Origin of the sequence: Proteus sp. G4415, assembly GCF_963896075.1 — a bacterium.
Taxonomy (GTDB): Bacteria; Pseudomonadota; Gammaproteobacteria; order Enterobacterales; family Enterobacteriaceae; genus Proteus; species Proteus mirabilis.
The window spans coordinates 14,754-33,629 of the sequence record NZ_CAWQOK010000007.1 but is presented as its reverse complement, the minus strand read 5'-3'; the positions used below and the strand labels follow the sequence as shown (position 1 = coordinate 33,629).

Annotated in this window: 16 protein-coding genes; 13 read left to right on the top strand and 3 right to left on the bottom strand. The window is 39.7% G+C overall.

From position 1 onward, the window contains the following. Positions 1-815: 815 nt before the first annotated feature. Complete coding sequence (gene ampH, locus AACU95_RS00530; RefSeq protein WP_036900676.1) at positions 816-2,033, top strand: D-alanyl-D-alanine-carboxypeptidase/endopeptidase AmpH; 1,218 nt, start codon at positions 816-818, stop codon at positions 2,031-2,033. A gap of 88 nt (positions 2,034-2,121) precedes the next feature. Here the strand turns inward: ampH and lptG are convergent, their stop codons facing one another. Both lptG and lptF read right to left on the bottom strand, forming a co-directional pair. Further along, entirely contained in the window at positions 2,122-3,201 is a 1,080-nt protein-coding gene (gene lptG, locus AACU95_RS00525) for an LPS export ABC transporter permease LptG (RefSeq protein WP_004246180.1), read from the bottom strand. After that, positions 3,201-4,298 carry an LPS export ABC transporter permease LptF gene (gene lptF / locus AACU95_RS00520; RefSeq protein WP_004249580.1) on the bottom strand — a complete coding sequence of 366 codons (1,098 nt, stop codon included), beginning with the start codon at positions 4,296-4,298 and terminating at the stop codon, positions 3,201-3,203. The genes lptG and lptF overlap by 1 nt, the downstream gene beginning before the upstream one ends. A 286-nt stretch (positions 4,299-4,584) precedes the next feature. On the opposite strand from lptF, the gene pepA reads away from it, so the two are divergent. From pepA to AACU95_RS00490, 6 genes are all read left to right on the top strand, one after another. Further along, positions 4,585-6,093: a leucyl aminopeptidase gene (gene pepA, locus AACU95_RS00515; RefSeq protein WP_004246183.1), complete on the top strand. Its 1,509-nt coding sequence runs from the start codon at positions 4,585-4,587 to the stop codon at positions 6,091-6,093. Between the two features lie 80 nt (positions 6,094-6,173). After that, complete coding sequence (locus tag AACU95_RS00510) at positions 6,174-6,623, top strand: DNA polymerase III subunit chi (protein WP_004246185.1); 450 nt, start codon at positions 6,174-6,176, stop codon at positions 6,621-6,623. 13 nt (positions 6,624-6,636) lie between these two features. Next, a complete protein-coding gene (locus tag AACU95_RS00505) occupies positions 6,637-9,525 on the top strand; it encodes a valine--tRNA ligase (RefSeq protein WP_087740943.1) in 2,889 nt (962 codons plus the stop codon). Between the two features lie 400 nt (positions 9,526-9,925). Next, positions 9,926-10,435 carry a GNAT family N-acetyltransferase gene (locus tag AACU95_RS00500; RefSeq protein ID WP_004249583.1) on the top strand — a complete coding sequence of 170 codons (510 nt, stop codon included), beginning with the start codon at positions 9,926-9,928 and terminating at the stop codon, positions 10,433-10,435. A 414-nt stretch (positions 10,436-10,849) separates the two neighbouring features. Further along, positions 10,850-11,017, top strand: coding sequence for a YhfL family protein (locus AACU95_RS00495; protein ID WP_004246189.1), 168 nt, complete (start codon positions 10,850-10,852; stop codon positions 11,015-11,017). A 308-nt stretch (positions 11,018-11,325) separates the two neighbouring features. After that, positions 11,326-12,195 (top strand): pirin family protein, encoded by an 870-nt coding sequence (locus AACU95_RS00490; RefSeq protein ID WP_012368745.1) that lies wholly within the window; start codon positions 11,326-11,328, stop codon positions 12,193-12,195. 93 nt (positions 12,196-12,288) lie between these two features. Here the strand turns inward: AACU95_RS00490 and rraB are convergent, their stop codons facing one another. Then, entirely contained in the window at positions 12,289-12,720 is a 432-nt protein-coding gene (rraB, locus tag AACU95_RS00485) for a ribonuclease E inhibitor RraB (RefSeq protein WP_004246194.1), read from the bottom strand. A 181-nt stretch (positions 12,721-12,901) separates the two neighbouring features. Between rraB and argF the strand changes: the two genes are divergently transcribed. The 6 genes from argF (at position 12,902) to nrdD (ending at position 18,873) form a co-directional block, all read left to right on the top strand. Then, entirely contained in the window at positions 12,902-13,906 is a 1,005-nt protein-coding gene (argF, locus tag AACU95_RS00480) for an ornithine carbamoyltransferase (protein ID WP_049257550.1), read from the top strand. A 179-nt stretch (positions 13,907-14,085) separates the two neighbouring features. Continuing rightward, the gene (locus AACU95_RS00475) at positions 14,086-14,265 is read left to right on the top strand and encodes a hypothetical protein (RefSeq protein ID WP_004252960.1); all 180 of its coding nucleotides are present in this window, start codon (positions 14,086-14,088) and stop codon (positions 14,263-14,265) included. Continuing rightward, positions 14,258-15,193: an aspartate carbamoyltransferase gene (gene pyrB / locus AACU95_RS00470; RefSeq protein WP_004246197.1), complete on the top strand. Its 936-nt coding sequence runs from the start codon at positions 14,258-14,260 to the stop codon at positions 15,191-15,193. The genes AACU95_RS00475 and pyrB overlap by 8 nt, the downstream gene beginning before the upstream one ends. Positions 15,194-15,206: 13 nt before the next feature. Continuing rightward, positions 15,207-15,665 (top strand): aspartate carbamoyltransferase regulatory subunit, encoded by a 459-nt coding sequence (gene pyrI / locus AACU95_RS00465; protein WP_004246198.1) that lies wholly within the window; start codon positions 15,207-15,209, stop codon positions 15,663-15,665. Positions 15,666-16,002: 337 nt separating this feature from the next. Beyond that, complete coding sequence (locus AACU95_RS00460; protein WP_004246200.1) at positions 16,003-16,389, top strand: RidA family protein; 387 nt, start codon at positions 16,003-16,005, stop codon at positions 16,387-16,389. A gap of 345 nt (positions 16,390-16,734) precedes the next feature. After that, complete coding sequence (gene nrdD, locus AACU95_RS00455; protein WP_004246202.1) at positions 16,735-18,873, top strand: anaerobic ribonucleoside-triphosphate reductase; 2,139 nt, start codon at positions 16,735-16,737, stop codon at positions 18,871-18,873. Positions 18,874-18,876: the final 3 nt, after the last annotated feature.

The window sequence follows — 18,876 nt, the reverse complement described above, 5'->3', positions numbered from 1 at the left end:
CTGATGATTAATTCATTATTATTTTATTACGGCGATGTTTTACTCTCTTTTTATTTATTCGCTTTCCTTTCATCTTGTTATGTTTTATTTCTCTTTAACCATTTTCCCTTGTTAATTTTGTTAATACGTCTTTACTCGCATTTAGTGTTTAGCTGTCGATTTGATGAGATTATATTAAGTTTTATTTGTATGTTTCACAACAATTAAAGTATTACAAAGTATAACACGTAGAGTGAGTATCTTTACAAAAACCTTGAAAATGGATAATTTAAATATAGATTTAGAATATAAAACCAGAAACTAATCAATTTAAAGAATACAAATTCATTAATTAACATTTACTTGATAAACAACTGTTAACCGAATAATAAAGAAAAGCTAATAATAAAGTAAAAATAGGCAAAATTTAGGGGGGATTGTAACACCTTTGTAATACTTTCCTGTTTTTTTCACCCTTTTTATGTACAAAAAACAACCAATAATAAGATTTTTATGATGTCCTTCACAAAAAATCTCTTTGTAGAAGTCCTTCAGCCTATTTTACATCAACTTTTCATTAACCCACTATTGCTCTGATAGACATTCTTATTTCTGATAATATAATCAAAATTTGGTTTAAATCTGCTATAAAGGGGATGGTATGGGTATTGTTAGCTGGATCATGGCCGGTATTTTTATTGGGCTTGTTTTAGGTGCTGTACTAAAAATGATAAATAAAAACAAAAAGTAACGCGATAAAACAATCATCCATTTATGTTATGGCTGATTTATTTTGTTCTCTTTTCTTTCACCTTACTCGTTATGTTGATCATAAAATGAAAAAACATCTCCTAAAATATCTCCTCATTCCTGTTGCACTACTTACGCTCAATGCCTGTAGTCAACGAGCAACGGTAACGCCAACGTTACCCGCTAAGTTTAATCAACATAATGTGCCTGAATTGTCACAATGGCCAACCACCTTATCACCAAAGGCGAATAATAGTCGGGAGATTTTTGATAAGTATGCTCAGCAGATTTATCAAAAGAGTAACCCTCAAGGAATGGTGATTGTCATGATTAACAATACGCAATCTCTTAATCGTGCTTTTGGTACTACAAGCCCCGATAGCCGTCAAACCCCGTCAATGAACTCATTAATACGTATTGCTTCTATTACTAAATTAATGACGAGTGAAGTGATGTTAAAATTACAAGATGATGGCAAGTTGTTGGTTACTGATCCTCTGCAAAAATATAGTTATTATGGTGTCGATATTCCATTAGTGAACAATCAATCTCCTATTCGTCTTTATCATTTAGCTACCCATACCAGTGGTTTTCCTCGTGAACAACCCGGTGGAAAATGGGGTAGACCGGTTTTTATTTGGCCAACCCATGGCGATCGCTGGAACTGGCTAAAAAAAGCCTCTTTAACAACACCGGCGGGACAATCTGCCTCTTATTCTAATCTGGCTTATGATTTATTAGCAGATGCATTAGTGAAAGCCTCTGGTAAAAACTATCCTCAACTATTAAAACAGTATGTGACACAACCTGCGGGAATGCGTGATACCACGTTAACGCCAAGTAGCACACAATGTCAGCGATTATTAATTGGTTATAGACCCAGCCCTTGTTCTGAGACTATCGCCGCCGCCGGAAGTGGGGGTGTTTATTCTACGCCTGCAGATATGCAACGTTGGATGCAAGGCTTTTTAAACTCAAATAATACGATGAGAAAAGCGACGGCCAGTAAAGAGCAGTCTATTTATTTTCCGCGCCAACGACTATCTTCTATTGAAGGGATGGATGTTGCAGGGCGAGCGGATGGCATTGGCTTAGGATGGGTTTATATGGCGCCTGCCAATGGTGTGCCTGCTATTTACCAAAAAACCGGCGGTGGCGGTGGTTTTAATACCTATATGGCAACCATTCCTGAATTAAATATCGGTGTTTTTGTTGTCATCACCCGTAAAGCTAATGGCACCAAGTTTAGTGAAGTGACTCGAGGTACAAATGCCCTTGTGCGTGCTTTAGCACAAAGTTTTTAAACGAAATAATCAACTTATAGACCGATAAAAAAGCGCCTTGATTGTTGAAGGCGCTTTTTCTTTAAGCATTGTTAATCGTTAATACTACTTAGCGATTACGCCTCATTAATAACCATAAACTTAATACTAAAAAGAGCATACCAGGAACTAAGGCGGCCACTACGGCAGGAATGCCATATACCAAACTTAATCGGCCTGAAACTTCATTCACAATATAGAACAGAAAACCAAAGGCTATTCCTGTTACCACACGCAGCCCCATAGGTACAGTACGTAATGGGCCAAAAATAAATGACAGCGCCATTAGCATCATCACCGCAACAGAAATAGGTGCAAAGATTTTTTTCCAGAAGTTCAGCTCATAGTTGGCTGATTCTTGCCCACTCTGTTTGAGGTATTTTACATATTGATATAAGCCACTTATGGATAAGGCATCTGGATCTAATGCCACAACACTCAGTTTTTCAGGTGTTAGGCGAGTCTGCCACTCTAAAGATACCTGTTTTTTACCCGTGATTTTTTGTGGCGAAGTAAGATCAGATTGCTCAACTTGTTTCAGTAACCACACTTTTTTATCTGGATCATAAGTGGCACTGGATGCATAACGCACAGTTTCAAGTTTTCGATTATTATCGAAATTATACAGCGTAATGCCTTGCATCTCATTTTGGCTTTTAATACGGTTAATATAGATAAATTGATTACCATCTTTAGCCCACATTCCACGGTTAGTGGACACTAAAGAGTTACCCATGATCTTTTCTGCACGGTAATTACGTGCATATTGTTCACCTTGCGGTGCCCCCCACTCGCCAATTAATACCGTTAACAGTACTAATGGGATCGCGGTTTTCATCACGGAGCCGGCAATTTGCAAACGAGTAAAACCCGATGCCTGCATCACCACCAGCTCACTACGTGTCGCTAATGCCCCTAGCCCTAATAAAGCCCCTAATAAGGCCGCCATCGGAAAGAAGATTTGCACATCTTTGAGGATATTTAAAACCGCATAAATCCCCGCATCTAAGGTCGTAAAATCACCTTGCCCTACTTTGCGCAGCTGATCGACGAATTTGATAATGCCAGACAGTGATACCAGTAAAAATAGCGTCATCAAAATCGATTGCAAAATCGTACGCCCGATATATTTATCTAATACACCAAACATCAGGCAACTCCTTTCTTAAAGCGAGCACGTAGTTTGCGCATTGGTAAGGTATCCCACGCATTCAATAACAGCGCTAAAGCAAAATAGATCCCATTCACTGTCCACATAGCAATAAGTGGGTCAACTTTTCCTTTTTCACCGCTTGAACGCAAGGAGCTTTGTAATAGGAAAAACACCAAATAAAGCAACATCGCCGGCAACATACTTAATACTCGCCCTTGACGTGGATTGACTTCACTTAACGGCACAACCATTAACGCCATGATCACCACAGAGAAAATTAAGGTTAAACGCCAATGAAATTCAGCGATAGACTCAGGCTCTGTTGAGTGCCACAACTCATTCATGGTTTTTTGTTCGACGCGATTACGGCTAATAGTAGACTCTCGATGGCCTATCACCGCTTGGTAATCGGTAAAATCAGTAATACGAAAATCGCGTAGTACCGCCGTACCTTCATACCGCGTACCCTCGCTAAGTACCACGACTTGGTTACCGTTTGGTAGCTCTTTGGTATACCCTTTATCCGCCACCACAACAGATGGGCGTTGGTTTTGTGTTGGACGCAATTGAGCCAAGAAAACATCTTGGAATTGGTTGCCCTTTACGCTACCGAGATAAAGCACCATATTACGGTCACTGGACATTTTAAATTGCCCTTCCATTAATGCCGCTAAGCTTGGATTGGCTTTTGCATCTTCCAGCACTTGCTCTTGATGTACAGACGACCATGGTATCAACCACACCACATTCCCTGCCGCCAAGACGCTAGTAAGTAATGACAACAATAGTGCTGCTTGCACTAATGCTTTTTTACCTATTCCACAGGCATTCATGACGGTTATCTCACTTTCAACATAAAGTTTGCTGTAAGTCATCAGAAGACCAAGAAAAAGGCTTAATGGTAGAATAAGCTGTGCCATCTCGGGGATCCCCAGCCACAGCAGAGAAACCACAAGGTTTGTAGGAATATTACCTTCTACAGCAGCCCCTAAAATTTCAACCAGCTTTTGGCTAAAGAAGATAAGCATCAAGATAAATAAGATGGCTATCTGACTTTTAAGGGTTTCCCGAGCTAAATATCGAATTATAATCACGCTAGTTATGCCTGTGAAAACTTGTCTTTTTGCAGGAAAATCGCTAACTTCGTTGTATATCTATCATTTGTGCATCTCAGTTAGACATTCTTGCAGCCCAAATGATATCAAAACATGCTATAAACAGGTTCCCAATCAGAACAAGCTTATAAGTTAGCTAAATTAGTTGTGTTCAATTAATGCATTTAGCTTAACATAAAAAGTAAACTTTCTATGGGGTAGATTAATGCGGATCACTATTCTAAACGATACTTTCCGTTTTTGTCTTTAATATTCAGGAGAACGCATGGAGTTTAATGTAAAAAGCGGCAGCCCAGAGAAACAACGCAGCGCTTGTATTATCGTGGGGGTGTTTGAGCCTCGTCGTTTATCTCCGATAGCGGAGCAACTTGATAAAATCAGCGATGGTTACATCAGCGCCTTATTACGCCGTGGTGAACTGGAAGGTAAAGTCGGCCAGTCATTGCTGCTGCACCATGTGCCAAATGTTCTCTCTGAGCGCGTTTTGCTGATTGGTTGTGGTAAAGAGCGTGAATTGGATGAACGTCAGTACAAACAAATTATTCAGAAAACAATTAACACGCTCAATGAAACAGGGTCAATGGAAGCAGTTTGTTTTCTGACTGAGCTACATGTTAAAGGCCGTAATAATTACTGGAAAGTACGTCAAGCGGTTGAGACTGCAAAAGACTGCCTCTATACCTTTGATCAACTGAAAAGTAATAAAACCGAATTACGTCGTCCATTACGTAAAATGGTCTTTAATGTCCCTACTCGACGTGAATTACCAAGCGGTGAACGTGCTATTGCCCACGGCTTAGCTATTGCATCAGGGATCAAAGCCTGTAAAGATTTAGCTAATATGCCACCTAATATCTGTAATGCGGCATACTTAGCCTCTCAAGCTCGCCAACTCGCTGACTCATCCGCGAATGTCTCTACCCGAGTCATTGGTGAAGAGCAGATGAAAGAGCTAAATATGAATGCCTATTTAGCGGTCGGTCAAGGTTCACAAAATGAATCTTTAATGTCGATTATTGAATATAAAGGTAATCAAGATCCTGAATCCCGTCCAATTGTACTGGTTGGTAAAGGACTCACCTTTGATTCTGGTGGTATTTCAATTAAACCTGCTGATGGCATGGATGAAATGAAATACGACATGTGTGGTGCAGCAACCGTATATGGTGTGATGCGCGTCGTTGCTGAGTTACAACTACCTATTAATGTCATCGGTGTATTGGCTGGCTGTGAAAATATGCCGGGTGGTAAAGCCTATCGTCCTGGTGATATTCTTACTACTATGTCAGGCCAGACTGTTGAGGTATTAAATACGGATGCTGAAGGTCGCTTAGTGCTGTGTGATACATTAACCTACGTTGAGCGCTTTGAGCCTGAGTTAGTTATTGATATCGCCACATTAACAGGGGCTTGTATGGTGGCATTAGGTCATCATTATAGTGGATTAATGTCTAACCATAACCCATTAGCCCATGAATTAATGAATGCTTCAGAGCAAGCGGGCGATCGCGCATGGCGTTTACCTTTAGGCGAAGAGTTCTATGAGCAAATTGAATCTAATTTTGCCGATCTTGCCAATACGGGTGGACGTTTAGGGGGAGCCATTACCGCAGGTTGTTTCTTAGCGCGCTTTGCAAGCAAATATAACTGGGCACATTTAGATATCGCAGGTACGGCATGGCGCTCTGGTAAAGCGAAAGGTGCTACGGGTCGCCCAGTATCTTTACTGTCGCAGTTCTTATTAAACCGCGCAGGTTTGAATAGCGACGAGTAATACCGCATAATTATTAAGGTAAATAGAGCAGACTCATAGAAGGGTATTGCAATGCAATACCCTTCTATTATCGGGATATCATGAAAAACGCCACGTTTTATTTAATGGAACATCCATCAATACATCAAGATTTACAAGCCCATGAGTGGCTTGCTTGTCAACTTGCCGCAGAACATTGGCGTTTAGGCAAACGGGTTTTGCTCGTCTGTGATTCACAGCCACAAGCTGAATTGTTGGATGAAGCACTATGGGCAAGAGAGCCACATCAATTTGTGCCTCATAACCTAGCAGGTGAAGGGCCTCGTTATGGTGCGCCTGTTGAATTATGTTGGCCAGGCAAACGGGGCAATGCCCCGCGTGATCTCCTGATTAATTTGCAGTCACAATTTGCAGACTTTGCCACAGCTTTCCATGAAGTGATAGACTTCGTACCTATCGATGAACAATTAAAACAGTTGGCGCGAGAACGATATAAAATTTATCGTAGCGTCGGCTTTACTTTGACAATGGCTACGCCGCCAACCTATTGAATACGTAAAGAATATGGAAAATAAATCCGCACCGAAAGAGCCATCGCTCGATACAACTTATAATCCGACAGAGATTGAACAACCTCTGTATCAACATTGGGAAAAAAATGGCTACTTTAAAGCCAATGGTGATACATCCAAAGAAAGCTTTTGTATTGTGATCCCACCACCTAATGTGACAGGTAGCTTGCACATGGGTCATGCTTTCCAACAAACCATCATGGACACCATGATCCGCTATCAACGTATGCAGGGTAAAAATACCTTGTGGCAAGCGGGTACTGACCATGCAGGTATCGCAACACAGATGGTTGTTGAGCGTAAGATTGCTGCTGAAGAAGGTAAAAACCGCCATGATTATGGCCGTGATGCTTTCATCGATAAAATTTGGGAGTGGAAAGCAGAGTCCGGCGGTAATATCTCCAACCAAATGCGCCGTTTAGGTAACTCCGTAGATTGGGATCGCGAACGCTTTACCATGGATGAAGGTTTATCTAAAGCAGTAAAAGAAGCCTTCGTTCGTTTACACAAAGAAGATCTTATCTATCGTGGCAAACGTCTTGTTAACTGGGATCCTAAATTACACACTGCCATTTCCGATCTCGAAGTTGAAAACCGCGAAGTAAAAGGCTCAATGTGGCATCTGCGTTATCCATTAGCTGATGGCGTTAAAACGGCAGAGGGTAAAGATTATCTGATTGTTGCCACGACTCGTCCTGAAACACTGTTAGGTGATACTGGCGTTGCGGTTAACCCAGAAGATCCACGTTATAAAGATCTGATTGGTAAAGAGGTTATTCTACCTTTAATGAACCGTCGTATTCCTATTTTAGCGGATGAACACGCGGATATGGAAAAAGGCACCGGTTGTGTAAAAATCACCCCTGCCCATGACTTTAATGACTATGAAGTAGGTCGTCGCCATCAACTACCAATGATTAATATCATGGATTTTGATGGCAACATTCGTGTTAGCGCAGAAGTATTAGACACTAACGGTGTTGAATCTGATGTATATAGCACAGAGATCCCGAAAGCCTACCAAGGTATGGAACGTTTTGCAGCACGTAAAGCTATTGTTGCTGAATTTGAACGTTTAGGATTATTAGAAGAGATCAAACCTCACGATTTAACGGTACCTTACGGTGATCGTGGTGGTGTGGTTATTGAACCTTTATTAACTGACCAATGGTATGTCCGTGCAGCACCTTTAGCGAAACCTGCGGTAGAAGCGGTTAAAAATGGCGATATTCAATTTGTACCTAAACAGTACGAAAACATGTACTTCTCTTGGATGAATGATATTCAAGATTGGTGTATTTCTCGTCAACTGTGGTGGGGTCATCGTATCCCGGCTTGGTATGATAACGAAGGTAATGTTTATGTCGGTCGTGACGAAGAAGAAGTGCGTCGTGAAAATAACATTGCTGCCGATGTAGCATTACGCCAAGATGAAGACGTACTCGATACGTGGTTCTCTTCTGCACTGTGGACATTCTCAACCTTAGGCTGGCCAGAAAACACCGAAGCACTGAAAACATTCCATCCAACGAATGTATTAGTGAGCGGTTTCGATATTATCTTCTTCTGGATTGCCCGCATGATCATGATGACCATGCACTTTATTAAAGATGATGAAGGTAAACCACAGGTTCCATTTAAAACCGTTTATATGACAGGCCTTATCCGTGATGAAGAAGGTCAGAAAATGTCAAAATCTAAAGGTAACGTACTTGATCCTTTAGATATGATTGACGGTATCACATTAGATAAACTGTTAGAAAAACGCACTGGTAATATGATGCAGCCACAAATGGCTGAGCGTATTGCTAAACGCACCAAAAAAGAGTTCCCAGAAGGTATTGAAGCACATGGTACTGATGCTCTGCGCTTTACTTTAGCGGCGTTAGCTTCTACAGGGCGTGATATTAACTGGGATATGAAACGTCTGTCAGGTTACCGTAATTTCTGTAACAAATTATGGAATGCCAGTCGTTTTGTACTGATGAATACAGAAGATCAAGACTGTGGCTATCAAGGTGGTGAGATGACATTCTCATTGGCTGATCGCTGGATCTTAGCTGAATTCAATAACACCATAAAAGCCTATCGTGAAGCGTTAGATAATTATCGCTTTGATATTGCTGCCGGTATTTTATACGAATTCACTTGGAACCAATTCTGTGACTGGTATCTTGAGTTATCAAAACCGGCGGTTCATAAAGGTAATGATGCTCAAAAACGTGCTGCTCGTCATACCTTGATTGAAGTATTAGAGGGTCTGTTACGTCTTGCTCATCCAATTATTCCATTTATTACAGAAACTATCTGGCAACGCGTTAAAGAGGTGAAAGGCATTGAAGGCGAAACCATCATGCTTCAAGCTTTCCCTGAATTTGATGCGTCATTAGTCGACGAGCAAGCACTTAACGATCTGGAATGGATCAAAGAGGTTATCGTCGCAGTTCGTAATATCCGTGCAGAAATGAATATTGCGCCAGGTAAACCACTGGATGTTATTTTACGTGGTGCGGATGAAACGGCTAAACGTCGCGTCAGTGATAACATTGGTTTCTTAAAAGCAATGGGTCGCTTAGCGGATATTCGCCCATTAGCGGAAGGTGAAGACGCGCCATTATCGGTAACTAAACTGGTGAGCGGTGCAGAGCTGTTGATCCCAATGGCCGGCTTTATTGATAAAGATGCAGAGCTTGCCCGTTTAGATAAAGAGCTTGAAAAAGTAGAGAAAGATATCACTACATTAGACAGCAAATTATCAAACGAAGGCTTTGTTAATCGCGCACCTGAGGCTGTTGTCGCCAAAGAGCGTGAGCGTTTAGCATCTTGTTTAAATGCTAAAGAGAAGCTGATTGCCCAAAAAGTCTCTATTGCTGCGTTATAAGTTATTGCACCATTAATACTAAAACCCGTATTGATTGCGGGTTTTAGTTTATTTTTAACATCTAATATCGTTACTACTTAAGATAATAGGTTTATCACTAAACCTAAAAATAAAACATTTTTTCACTATATTGTGACTCGTTTTGCAGTGAAATAGCGCTATATAATGCCTTTTCTCTATTATTCTCGCTCTAATGAAATAGATATTTGAAATATATCTCTACCAACAAATACCCTAATCATATAAATAAACAGGCATAACAGTTTACAATCCTATTTAATCAATTAAGATGTTTTCAGTGGCCCTCAGTGCTACTTTCAATGAAGAAGTTCCTTTCCGGTGCTCTCTCAATACATTATCAAAAAATATTCTACTAATAAGTAAAACGATGAGTGCAACTATGACTGCAAACCCTAATGCAACACAAAATATTATTATCAGAGCCATTGAAAAAAGAGATAACGCCGGCATTGCACGCGTTATTCGTGAAGTTTCCGCCGAGCATGGCTTAACAGCGGATAAAGGATTTGCAGTAGCTGATCCGATTTTAGATACCTTATTCGAAGTTTATCATCAACCTCGCAGCGCTTACTGGGTGGTAGAAATGGATGGCGAAATTGTTGGTGGTGGTGGTGTCGCACCTCTTGCAGGTGGCGATGGGGAGACTTGTGAATTACAGAAAATGTATCTCTCTTCTAAGTTACGAGGAAAAGGAATTGCGAAAAAAATTGTTCAGCAATCTCTTGAGTTTGGTAAGCAACAAGGCTTTAGTCGCTGCTACTTAGAAACTACTGATATTTTAAAAGCAGCAATTGGTCTATATGAAAAATTAGGCTTTGAGTTTATTGATAAAGCATTAGGTAATACAGGCCACAGCGACTGTGAAATTCGTATGCTGAAATCACTTTGATATTTCTTATAACCATGTATCTACATGCTGTATAGATCTAAACGCCCGCATATTTAATGCGGGTTTTTTGTTATCTCACAATAGCACTTATCAATATAAAATGAATTTATCTTAATGGTATAAAAGAGCGATATTTTACGGCTATTTTTAATGATTAATCTATATTTAAATTATTAGCAATCTATTTCACATTAAATATTTATCTTAAATTTAATAAAAAAACACAAGTTTAATTTATTTCTCATTTTACTCTAGATAATCATATTTCACATCTTAAATAAAATATTTTTTAGTTTCTGTTCTATTTTAAAATTCCTATTTTTTTATATTGCTATTTATAGATAATTTAATATCTTTATGCACAGAAAGTCATGCTGTGGCTTTTAACATTCTAAAATTAAAAAGGAATTTCTTATGAAAAACTTTGTCAAAATTGCACTTATTGCTTCTTTTGTTACCGTAATGACTGGTTGTACTGGTAGTGTTTACAACAAAGAAAAAGATTGTAACTACGACTATTTATTACACCCAGCAGTATCTATCTCTAAAATTATCGGCGGTTGCGGCGATACTAATAAATAATATATAGTTTTATGAATAAACTACATTCTGAGTTATTTTTATAAAGCAGAATGTGGTTTTTATTTTGGAAAATAATTAATAATAATTTTAAAATCATTTTTACTGTTAGGCTTTTCTACTTATCATCTCTGACTTTTTTACCTTAAAAAGATCATTCATTTTTTTTGAATACCATCAACAAATTCCCCCTATTTTGTTTATAGAGCGAACAATTTATGATCGTACTCATTAAGAAATCGCGATAACTTGTATTACCTCCTTCTGTGTCTGGGTTATTGCGGTTTCTTTCCTTAATCAGGAGAAACATCATGACAATGAGACAGGTAAAACAAATTTATTCAGCACCTAATCCACATTGGGTTGGTAATGGCTTTTCTATGAGCACAGTATTCTCTTATAAAGAGAATGCAGAGCAATATAGCCCATTCTTATTAATGGATTATGCTGAGCCTACATTATTTAAGCCTGTTACTAATGCGCGTGGTGTTGGGACTCATCCCCACCGTGGATTCGAAACGGTCACTATAGCTTATCAAGGCGAAGTATCTCACCATGATTCTACCGGTCATGCCGGTACAATTGCTGAAGGTGATGTGCAGTGGATGACAGCCGCTTCAGGTATTTTACATAAAGAATATCACTCTGAAAAAATGACGAAAGAGGGAGGTATGCTTGAAGTCGTACAACTGTGGGTTAATTTGCCAAGCGCGTATAAAATGGCACAACCCCGTTATCAAGCACTAAAAGCGCAAGATATTCCTCATGTGCAATTACCTAATGCACAGGGCTATGTCCGAGTCATTGCCGGTGACTATGCAAATACATCTGGTATTGCTATGACCTATTCCCCTGTAAACCTGTGGGATGTGCGCTTAAATCATGCGGGTACTTCACACTATGCTATCCCTGAGGGACATAATGCGATGCTATTTGTCGTTAAAGGTGCGATACATCTCAATAACAGTGATATTGTACGTCAACATGAAATCGCAATATTAGATACCCACGGTGATACCCTAACATTAGGATCCATGGGAGATGCTATCGTATTAATATTAACGGGTGAGCCCATTAATGAGCCAGTAGTAGGACAAGGGCCTTTTGTCATGAATACACAACAAGAGTTATTACAAGCTTTTGATGACTATGACAATGGTAAGTTTGGTATGATGGATTAGCCATTTAAAAAATACCCGTCACAAAAAGAATTTGTGGCGGGTGTTCTTTTTTGCACCTAAAGACTGGTACATTGGGACAACATATAGCGCCAATTAGTGCAGGCGTGATGACTTATCAGACTCGCTTTCGTCATCTTCATTTTCGCCATCTTCGTCATCATACTCAGCGTCGGGATCTTCAAAATAAGTTCCCCAGCCGTCGTAATAGACACCCATTTTTTCCGCTAAATTCATTAACTGTTCTACTTGCGCATCAATCAGTTCAGCATTTAGACCACTTTCACTAACCGCATCAAAGCAGACTAAGATCTCACCTGATTCAATTTCAATTTCTTCAGGCTCGGTGACTTCATAACCTAATTTAAAAACTTCAACAGCCGCTTTTTCTAACGTTTCAAAATTTTCACATGAAATGTGGTGTTCAATTGCGTACAGTGCATCGGGATCACTGCCATCTTCGAGTAATTCTTCAATAATAAGACGTGTTTCTTCACGTTGTTCTGCTAGCTCTTTGCTGTCCGCCATAATTCCGCTCCGCAATAGTCTGAAAGATATCTTGGTTATTCTCCCACAGGGGGAATAAACACTCCATAGTTAAATAAGGCTCATATCGCAGAGTTTTTCATTCAAAAGTGACGTTTAAGGGTTGATGATGAATATTTATTGTATTAAATTGAATATAAATTCAATTATAGGATACTTATCTATGAACCCTTTCTACCAAAGATCATTTTTACGTTTGCTCGACTTCTCATCAGCAGAAATACAACAATTACTGGCTTTATCACTAGAACTCAAACAAGCAAAAAAATCAGGCCATGAACAGCAGTATCTCACAGGAAAAAATATTGCGCTGATTTTTGAAAAAGATTCCACCCGTACCCGTTGTGCCTTTGAAGTGGCCGCCTTTGATCAAGGTGCGAATGTAACCTATCTCGGCGGAGGAAGCCAAATCGGTCATAAAGAATCGATAAAAGATACCGCTCGCGTGTTAGGACGTATGTATGATGGTATTCAATATCGTGGTTATGGCCAAAAAACAGTAGAAATGCTGGCAAAATATGCTGATGTACCGGTTTGGAATGGATTAACCGATGAGTTTCACCCCACACAATTATTAGCGGATTTGCTCACTATTACTGAACATCAAACAAAACCATTATCAGAAACCATTTTTGCTTATCTTGGTGATGCTCGTAACAATATGGGCAATACCCTACTCGAAGCGGCTGCCTTAACAGGAATGGATTTACGCCTAGTCGCACCAAAAGCGTGTTGGCCACAAGCAGAATTAATCGCTGAATGCCAAAATATCGCTCAGCAAAATGGGGGGAAAATTACCTTAACTGAAAATGTCGCAGAAGGCGTTAAAAACGCCGATTTTCTCTACACGGATGTGTGGGTATCTATGGGAGAGCCAAAAGATGTTTGGAAAGAGCGTATTACGTTACTCAAACCTTATCAGGTTAATATGGATGTAATCAAACTAACGGGTAATCCAGACGTTAAATTTCTGCATTGTTTACCGGCTTTTCATGATGAAGAGACAACAATGGGGCAAGCATTAGCGGAAGAATTTGGCTTATATGGTGGTTTTGAAGTCACTAACGAGGTTTTTGAATCAAAACACAGTATTGTGTTTGATGAAGCAGAAAATCGTCTACACACGATTAAAGCGGTTATGGTGGCGACCTTAGCAAATCCTTTTTAAAAATACATATTCATGCAAAAGCACCGTTTTTTAATGATTAAACAAAGGGTGCTTTTTTGCCTTTTCTTTAAGCTAATTGATTTTTAAATTAAAAAAATTTTTTTGCAAAAAATTAAAAGCAAACGCTTGCGTGTAAGATTAAGATGCGTATAATGCGCCACAATTTGTCAGGAGGAAAGATGAAACAGCGCCAATGCCAATTTGTTGTCACATTACGTACCCTAACCGGTCGTAAGCGCTCTCTTTTTTCCAAAAAGCTATTTTTTAAAACCCCTCTCATTGAGGGGTTTTTTTTGGTCTGTAGAAAAACACATATCGCACCATTTATCGTATCATCAAAGGAGAACTCTAATGACTAATCCGCTCTATCATAAGCATATTATCTCCATCAATGATCTGAACCGAGACGATCTGGAGTCTGTTCTCCATGTTGCTGACAAATTAAAACAGCACCCCAATAGCCAATTATTAAAAGACAAAGTGATTGCCAGTTGTTTTTTTGAAGCCTCCACCCGCACTCGCTTATCTTTTGAAACAGCAATCCATCGTTTAGGGGCGTCTGTGGTTGGCTTTGCAGATGGTAGTAACACCTCTTTAGGTAAAAAAGGGGAAACCTTAGCTGATACTATTTCCGTACTACGTACTTATGCTGATGCCATTGTTATTCGTCATCCTCAAGAAGGTGCGGCACGTTTGGCCTCTGAATTTGCTGGGGATATCCCCGTTATTAATGCTGGGGACGGTGCCAACCAACACCCAAGCCAAACGTTACTAGACTTGTTTACCATTAAAGAAACACAAGGCCGATTAGATAACCTCAATATCGCGATGGTAGGTGATTTAAAATATGGCCGCACAGTACATTCACTAGCCCAAGCATTAGCAAAATTTACAGGAAATCACCTCTATTTTATTGCTCCCAAAGTGCTGGCCATGCCAGAGCATATCTTGCATTTACTCGAAGAGCATGGTGTTGAATATAGTCAGCATGAAACTGTAGATGAAGTGATGTCAGAGCTGGATATCCTGTATATGACTCGGGTACAAAAAGAGCGCCTTGATCCTTCTGAATATGCCAATGTCAAAGCCCAATTTATCTTAACCAGTGCTGATCTGGTGAATGTAAAAGATAATCTTAAGATCTTACACCCCCTGCCACGTATCGATGAAATTACCACCGATGTTGATAACACCCCTTATGCTTACTATTTCCAACAAGCAGGTAATGGTATTTACGCGCGTCAGGCACTACTTGCCTTAGTTCTAAATAAAAACTTAGTTCTTTAATAAGGAGCACACCATGACTCATGATCACAAACTAAAAGTTGAAGCTATCAAACGTGGGACTGTTATTGATCATATTCCGGCGCAGGTGGGCTTTAAGATCCTATCTCTATTTCGTTTAACCGAAACAGACGAAAGAATAACGGTAGGTTTTAATCTTCCTTCTGAAAACCTAGGTAAAAAAGATTTAATCAAAATTGAAAATGTCTTTTTAACCGCAGAGCAAGCAAATCGCTTAGCAATGTATGCCCCTCAAGCGACGGTTAATATTATTGATGACTACCAAGTCGTCAATAAAATGGCGCTAAGTTTACCTGAATTACTCGAAGATGTTGTACCCTGCCCTAATAGCAACTGTATTAGCCATAATGAGCCGGTACAAAGTAGCTTTCGCGTAAAAAAATTCGCGTCTGACGTGGTATTAACCTGCAAATATTGCGAAAAAGAATTTGAGCGCCACGCCGTTATTCGTTGATTTCTTATTGGCTATCTGCCCTGCTTGATAGGGCAGATAGTAAACACCTACCCTAAAAATAGAATAATCCCCTCTCAATCGCGTTGATCCCTTTTTATGAAAAAATAGAAATAGCTAATAAGCACTATCTTAGAAAAAAAATTGCTATAAATGGGGGATTTAGATGGGCTAAATATCGTATAAAAAGGCGAGAAAGCGTTAGGATTATTTTCTTTTTATACCTATAGACTTTATGATAAAGCCTGATATCTATCATATTGCTCGTCTTCTGCGCTGGCTATAATAGCGCTGAGCTAATCAAGCGTTAGCATGAATCTTATAAAAACAGGAGTTCTACATGTCTTACGAAATTAATACCGAAAAAGCCCCTGCAGCAATCGGCCCTTATGTACAAGGTGTTGATTTAGGTAATTTAGTGATCACATCAGGCCAATTACCTGTTGATCCTGCTACGGGTGAGTTTGTGTCTGACAATGCGGCAGAGCAAGCACGTCAATCTTTAGAAAACGTCAAAGCAATTATTGAAAAAGCAGGTCTAACCGTTGCTAATATCATTAAAACGACTGTTTTCGTAAAAGATTTAAATGATTTCGGTACTATTAATGCAGCTTATGAAGCTTTCTTTAAAGAGCATAATGCAGCATTCCCAGCACGCTCTTGTGTTGAAGTTGCTCGTTTACCGAAAGATGCCAAAGTAGAAATCGAAGTTATCGCGATCCGCTAATTTATTTTTCTACCTGTCATATTAAAGAAGCAAAGTACTCTTTATGAGCACTTTGCTTTTTTTATATTCTCAATAAATGAGCAATCATTTATTACTGCCATTTTTATCTCAGATTTACAATTCAGCCAAGCCCTCTCCAAGCCTGATGTAGCAAAAATACCTTGATTTAGATCAGTTTTACTCAAGATTATTTCGCTTCCAATTACTATATATTGTGCTTTAATAAATACACAGATACAACATATAGTAATTATACACACCTTATCCACAATTAGTCTCAATGCTACGCCATCACCTGTTTTTATGGGATTAGAGCCTGTGGATAAATAGTTAAGGAGCCAGATTGTGAAAACCATAGTGATAAAACGAGACGGATGTAAAGTCTCTTTTGACCAAACCCGCATCAGCGATGCTATCAAAAGAGCAGCCGAAGCTTGTCAGATCACTGATGATGATTATTGTGAGTTTGTCGCTCAATCTGTTTCACAATCTCTCGCAGGACGTTCGAATGTCGATATCCGTGAGATCCAAGACGCCGTTGAAAATCAGCTGATGGCTGGCGAGCACAAAGATATTGCCAGAGCTTATATTGAATACCGTCATGACCGAGATGTTGCTCGTGAGCAACGAGGACGATTAACTCAGGAAATCCGCGGTCTTATCGAACAGAGTGATGTCTCTATCTTGCACGAGAATGCGAATAAAGACAGTAAAGTTATCCCAACCCAACGCGATTTACTTGCGGGAATTGTGGCTAAACATTACGCAAAATTACATATCCTGCCAAGAGATGTGGTACTCGCTCATGAGCGCGGTGAAATTCATTATCATGATCTCGATTACTCACCCTTTTTCCCTATGTTTAACTGCATGCTGATTGATCTCAATGGTATGTTAACCAACGGTTTCAAGATGGGTAATGCAGAAATAGAACAGCCAAAATCCATTTCAACAGCCACTGCGGTGACTGCACAGATCATTGCTCAAGTCGCTAGTCATATTTATGGTGGCACGACAATCAACCGTATTGATGAAGTCCTTGCACCTTTTGTCAAAGCCAGTTACGACAAACACTATAAAGTGGCGCAAGAATGGCAAATAGCGGATAAAGAAGCTTACGCCAACGCACGTACAGAAAAAGAGTGTTATGACGCTTTTCAATCTTTAGAATATGAAGTTAACACTCTACATACGGCTAATGGTCAAACACCTTTTGTGACCTTTGGCTTTGGCCTAGGCACATCAAAAGAAGCACGTTTAATTCAACGCTCAATCCTTGAAAATCGCATGGCGGGTTTAGGTAAAAACCGCAAAACAGCGGTTTTCCCCAAACTAGTTTTTGCTATTAAAGATGGCTTAAACCATAAATTTGGTGATCCTAACTACGACATCAAACAACTTGCTTTAGAATGTGCAAGCAAGCGGATGTACCCTGATATTTTAAATTACGATCAAGTGGTAAAAGTAACCGGCTCGTTTAAAACCCCAATGGGTTGTCGTAGCTTCTTAGGCGTCTATGAAGAAAATGGCGAGATGCTCCACGAAGGGCGCAATAACCTAGGGGTGATCAGTTTAAACTTACCACGCATTGCCATTGAGGCCAAAGGAGATGAAGCCGCATTCTGGTCGCTGCTTGATAAACGTCTTGAATTGGCTAAAAAAGCCTTAATGACCCGAATTGCTCGTTTAGAAAACGTCAAAGCACGTGTTGCCCCTATTCTTTATATGGAAGGTGCTTGTGGCGTACGTTTAAAAGCGGATGACAGTGTTGCTGAAATTTTTAAACATGGCCGGGCCTCCATTTCATTAGGTTATATCGGTGTTCATGAAACGATTAATGCCTTATTTGGTACGCAAAAACACGTCTTTGATGATGAAACATTGAGAGCTAAAGCAATAGCAATTATTCAGCGTTTACGTGAAGCGACAGATCAATGGAAAGCAGAAACAGGCTATGGTTTTAGTCTTTACAGTACACCTAGTGAAAACTTATGTGACCGTTTTTGCCGTTTAGATGCAGCGGAATTCGGTATTATACCGGGGGTGACTGATAAAGGTTATTACACCAACAGTTTCCACTTAGATGTAGAGAAAAAAGTCAATCCATATGATAAGTTGGATTTTGAAGCCCCTTACCCGCCATTAGCCAATGGTGGTTTCATATGCTATGGCGAATATCCAAACTTACAACATAACCTAAAAGCATTAGAAGACGTTTGGGATTATAGCTACACCCGTGTCCCTTACTACGGCACAAACACCCCTATTGATGAATGTTATGACTGTGGTTATACCGGCGAATTTTCTTGTACCAGTAAAGGTTTTACCTGCCCTCGATGCGGTAATCACAACCCTGCAAGAGTCTCGGTGATACGCCGTGTATGTGGCTATTTAGGCAGTCCTGATTCGCGTCCATTTAATGCCGGTAAACAAGAAGAAGTTAAACGTCGAGTTAAACATCTGGCTAATGGTCAGTTAGGTTAATAC

Bases quoted from the DNA above. Each gene is read 5' to 3' on its own strand.
- ampH (WP_036900676.1), top strand. From the start codon at position 816: ATGAAAAAACATCTCCTAAAATATCTCCTCATTCCTGTTGCACTACTT.
- lptG (WP_004246180.1), bottom strand. From the start codon at position 3,201: ATGTTTGGTGTATTAGATAAATATATCGGGCGTACGATTTTGCAATCG.
- pepA (WP_004246183.1), top strand. From the start codon at position 4,585: ATGGAGTTTAATGTAAAAAGCGGCAGCCCAGAGAAACAACGCAGCGCT.
- AACU95_RS00510 (WP_004246185.1), top strand. From the start codon at position 6,174: ATGAAAAACGCCACGTTTTATTTAATGGAACATCCATCAATACATCAA.
- AACU95_RS00505 (WP_087740943.1), top strand. From the start codon at position 6,637: ATGGAAAATAAATCCGCACCGAAAGAGCCATCGCTCGATACAACTTAT.
- AACU95_RS00500 (WP_004249583.1), top strand. From the start codon at position 9,926: ATGACTGCAAACCCTAATGCAACACAAAATATTATTATCAGAGCCATT.
- AACU95_RS00495 (WP_004246189.1), top strand. From the start codon at position 10,850: ATGAAAAACTTTGTCAAAATTGCACTTATTGCTTCTTTTGTTACCGTA.
- AACU95_RS00490 (WP_012368745.1), top strand. From the start codon at position 11,326: ATGACAATGAGACAGGTAAAACAAATTTATTCAGCACCTAATCCACAT.
- rraB (WP_004246194.1), bottom strand. From the start codon at position 12,720: ATGGCGGACAGCAAAGAGCTAGCAGAACAACGTGAAGAAACACGTCTT.
- argF (WP_049257550.1), top strand. From the start codon at position 12,902: ATGAACCCTTTCTACCAAAGATCATTTTTACGTTTGCTCGACTTCTCA.
- AACU95_RS00475 (WP_004252960.1), top strand. From the start codon at position 14,086: ATGAAACAGCGCCAATGCCAATTTGTTGTCACATTACGTACCCTAACC.
- pyrB (WP_004246197.1), top strand. From the start codon at position 14,258: ATGACTAATCCGCTCTATCATAAGCATATTATCTCCATCAATGATCTG.
- pyrI (WP_004246198.1), top strand. From the start codon at position 15,207: ATGACTCATGATCACAAACTAAAAGTTGAAGCTATCAAACGTGGGACT.
- AACU95_RS00460 (WP_004246200.1), top strand. From the start codon at position 16,003: ATGTCTTACGAAATTAATACCGAAAAAGCCCCTGCAGCAATCGGCCCT.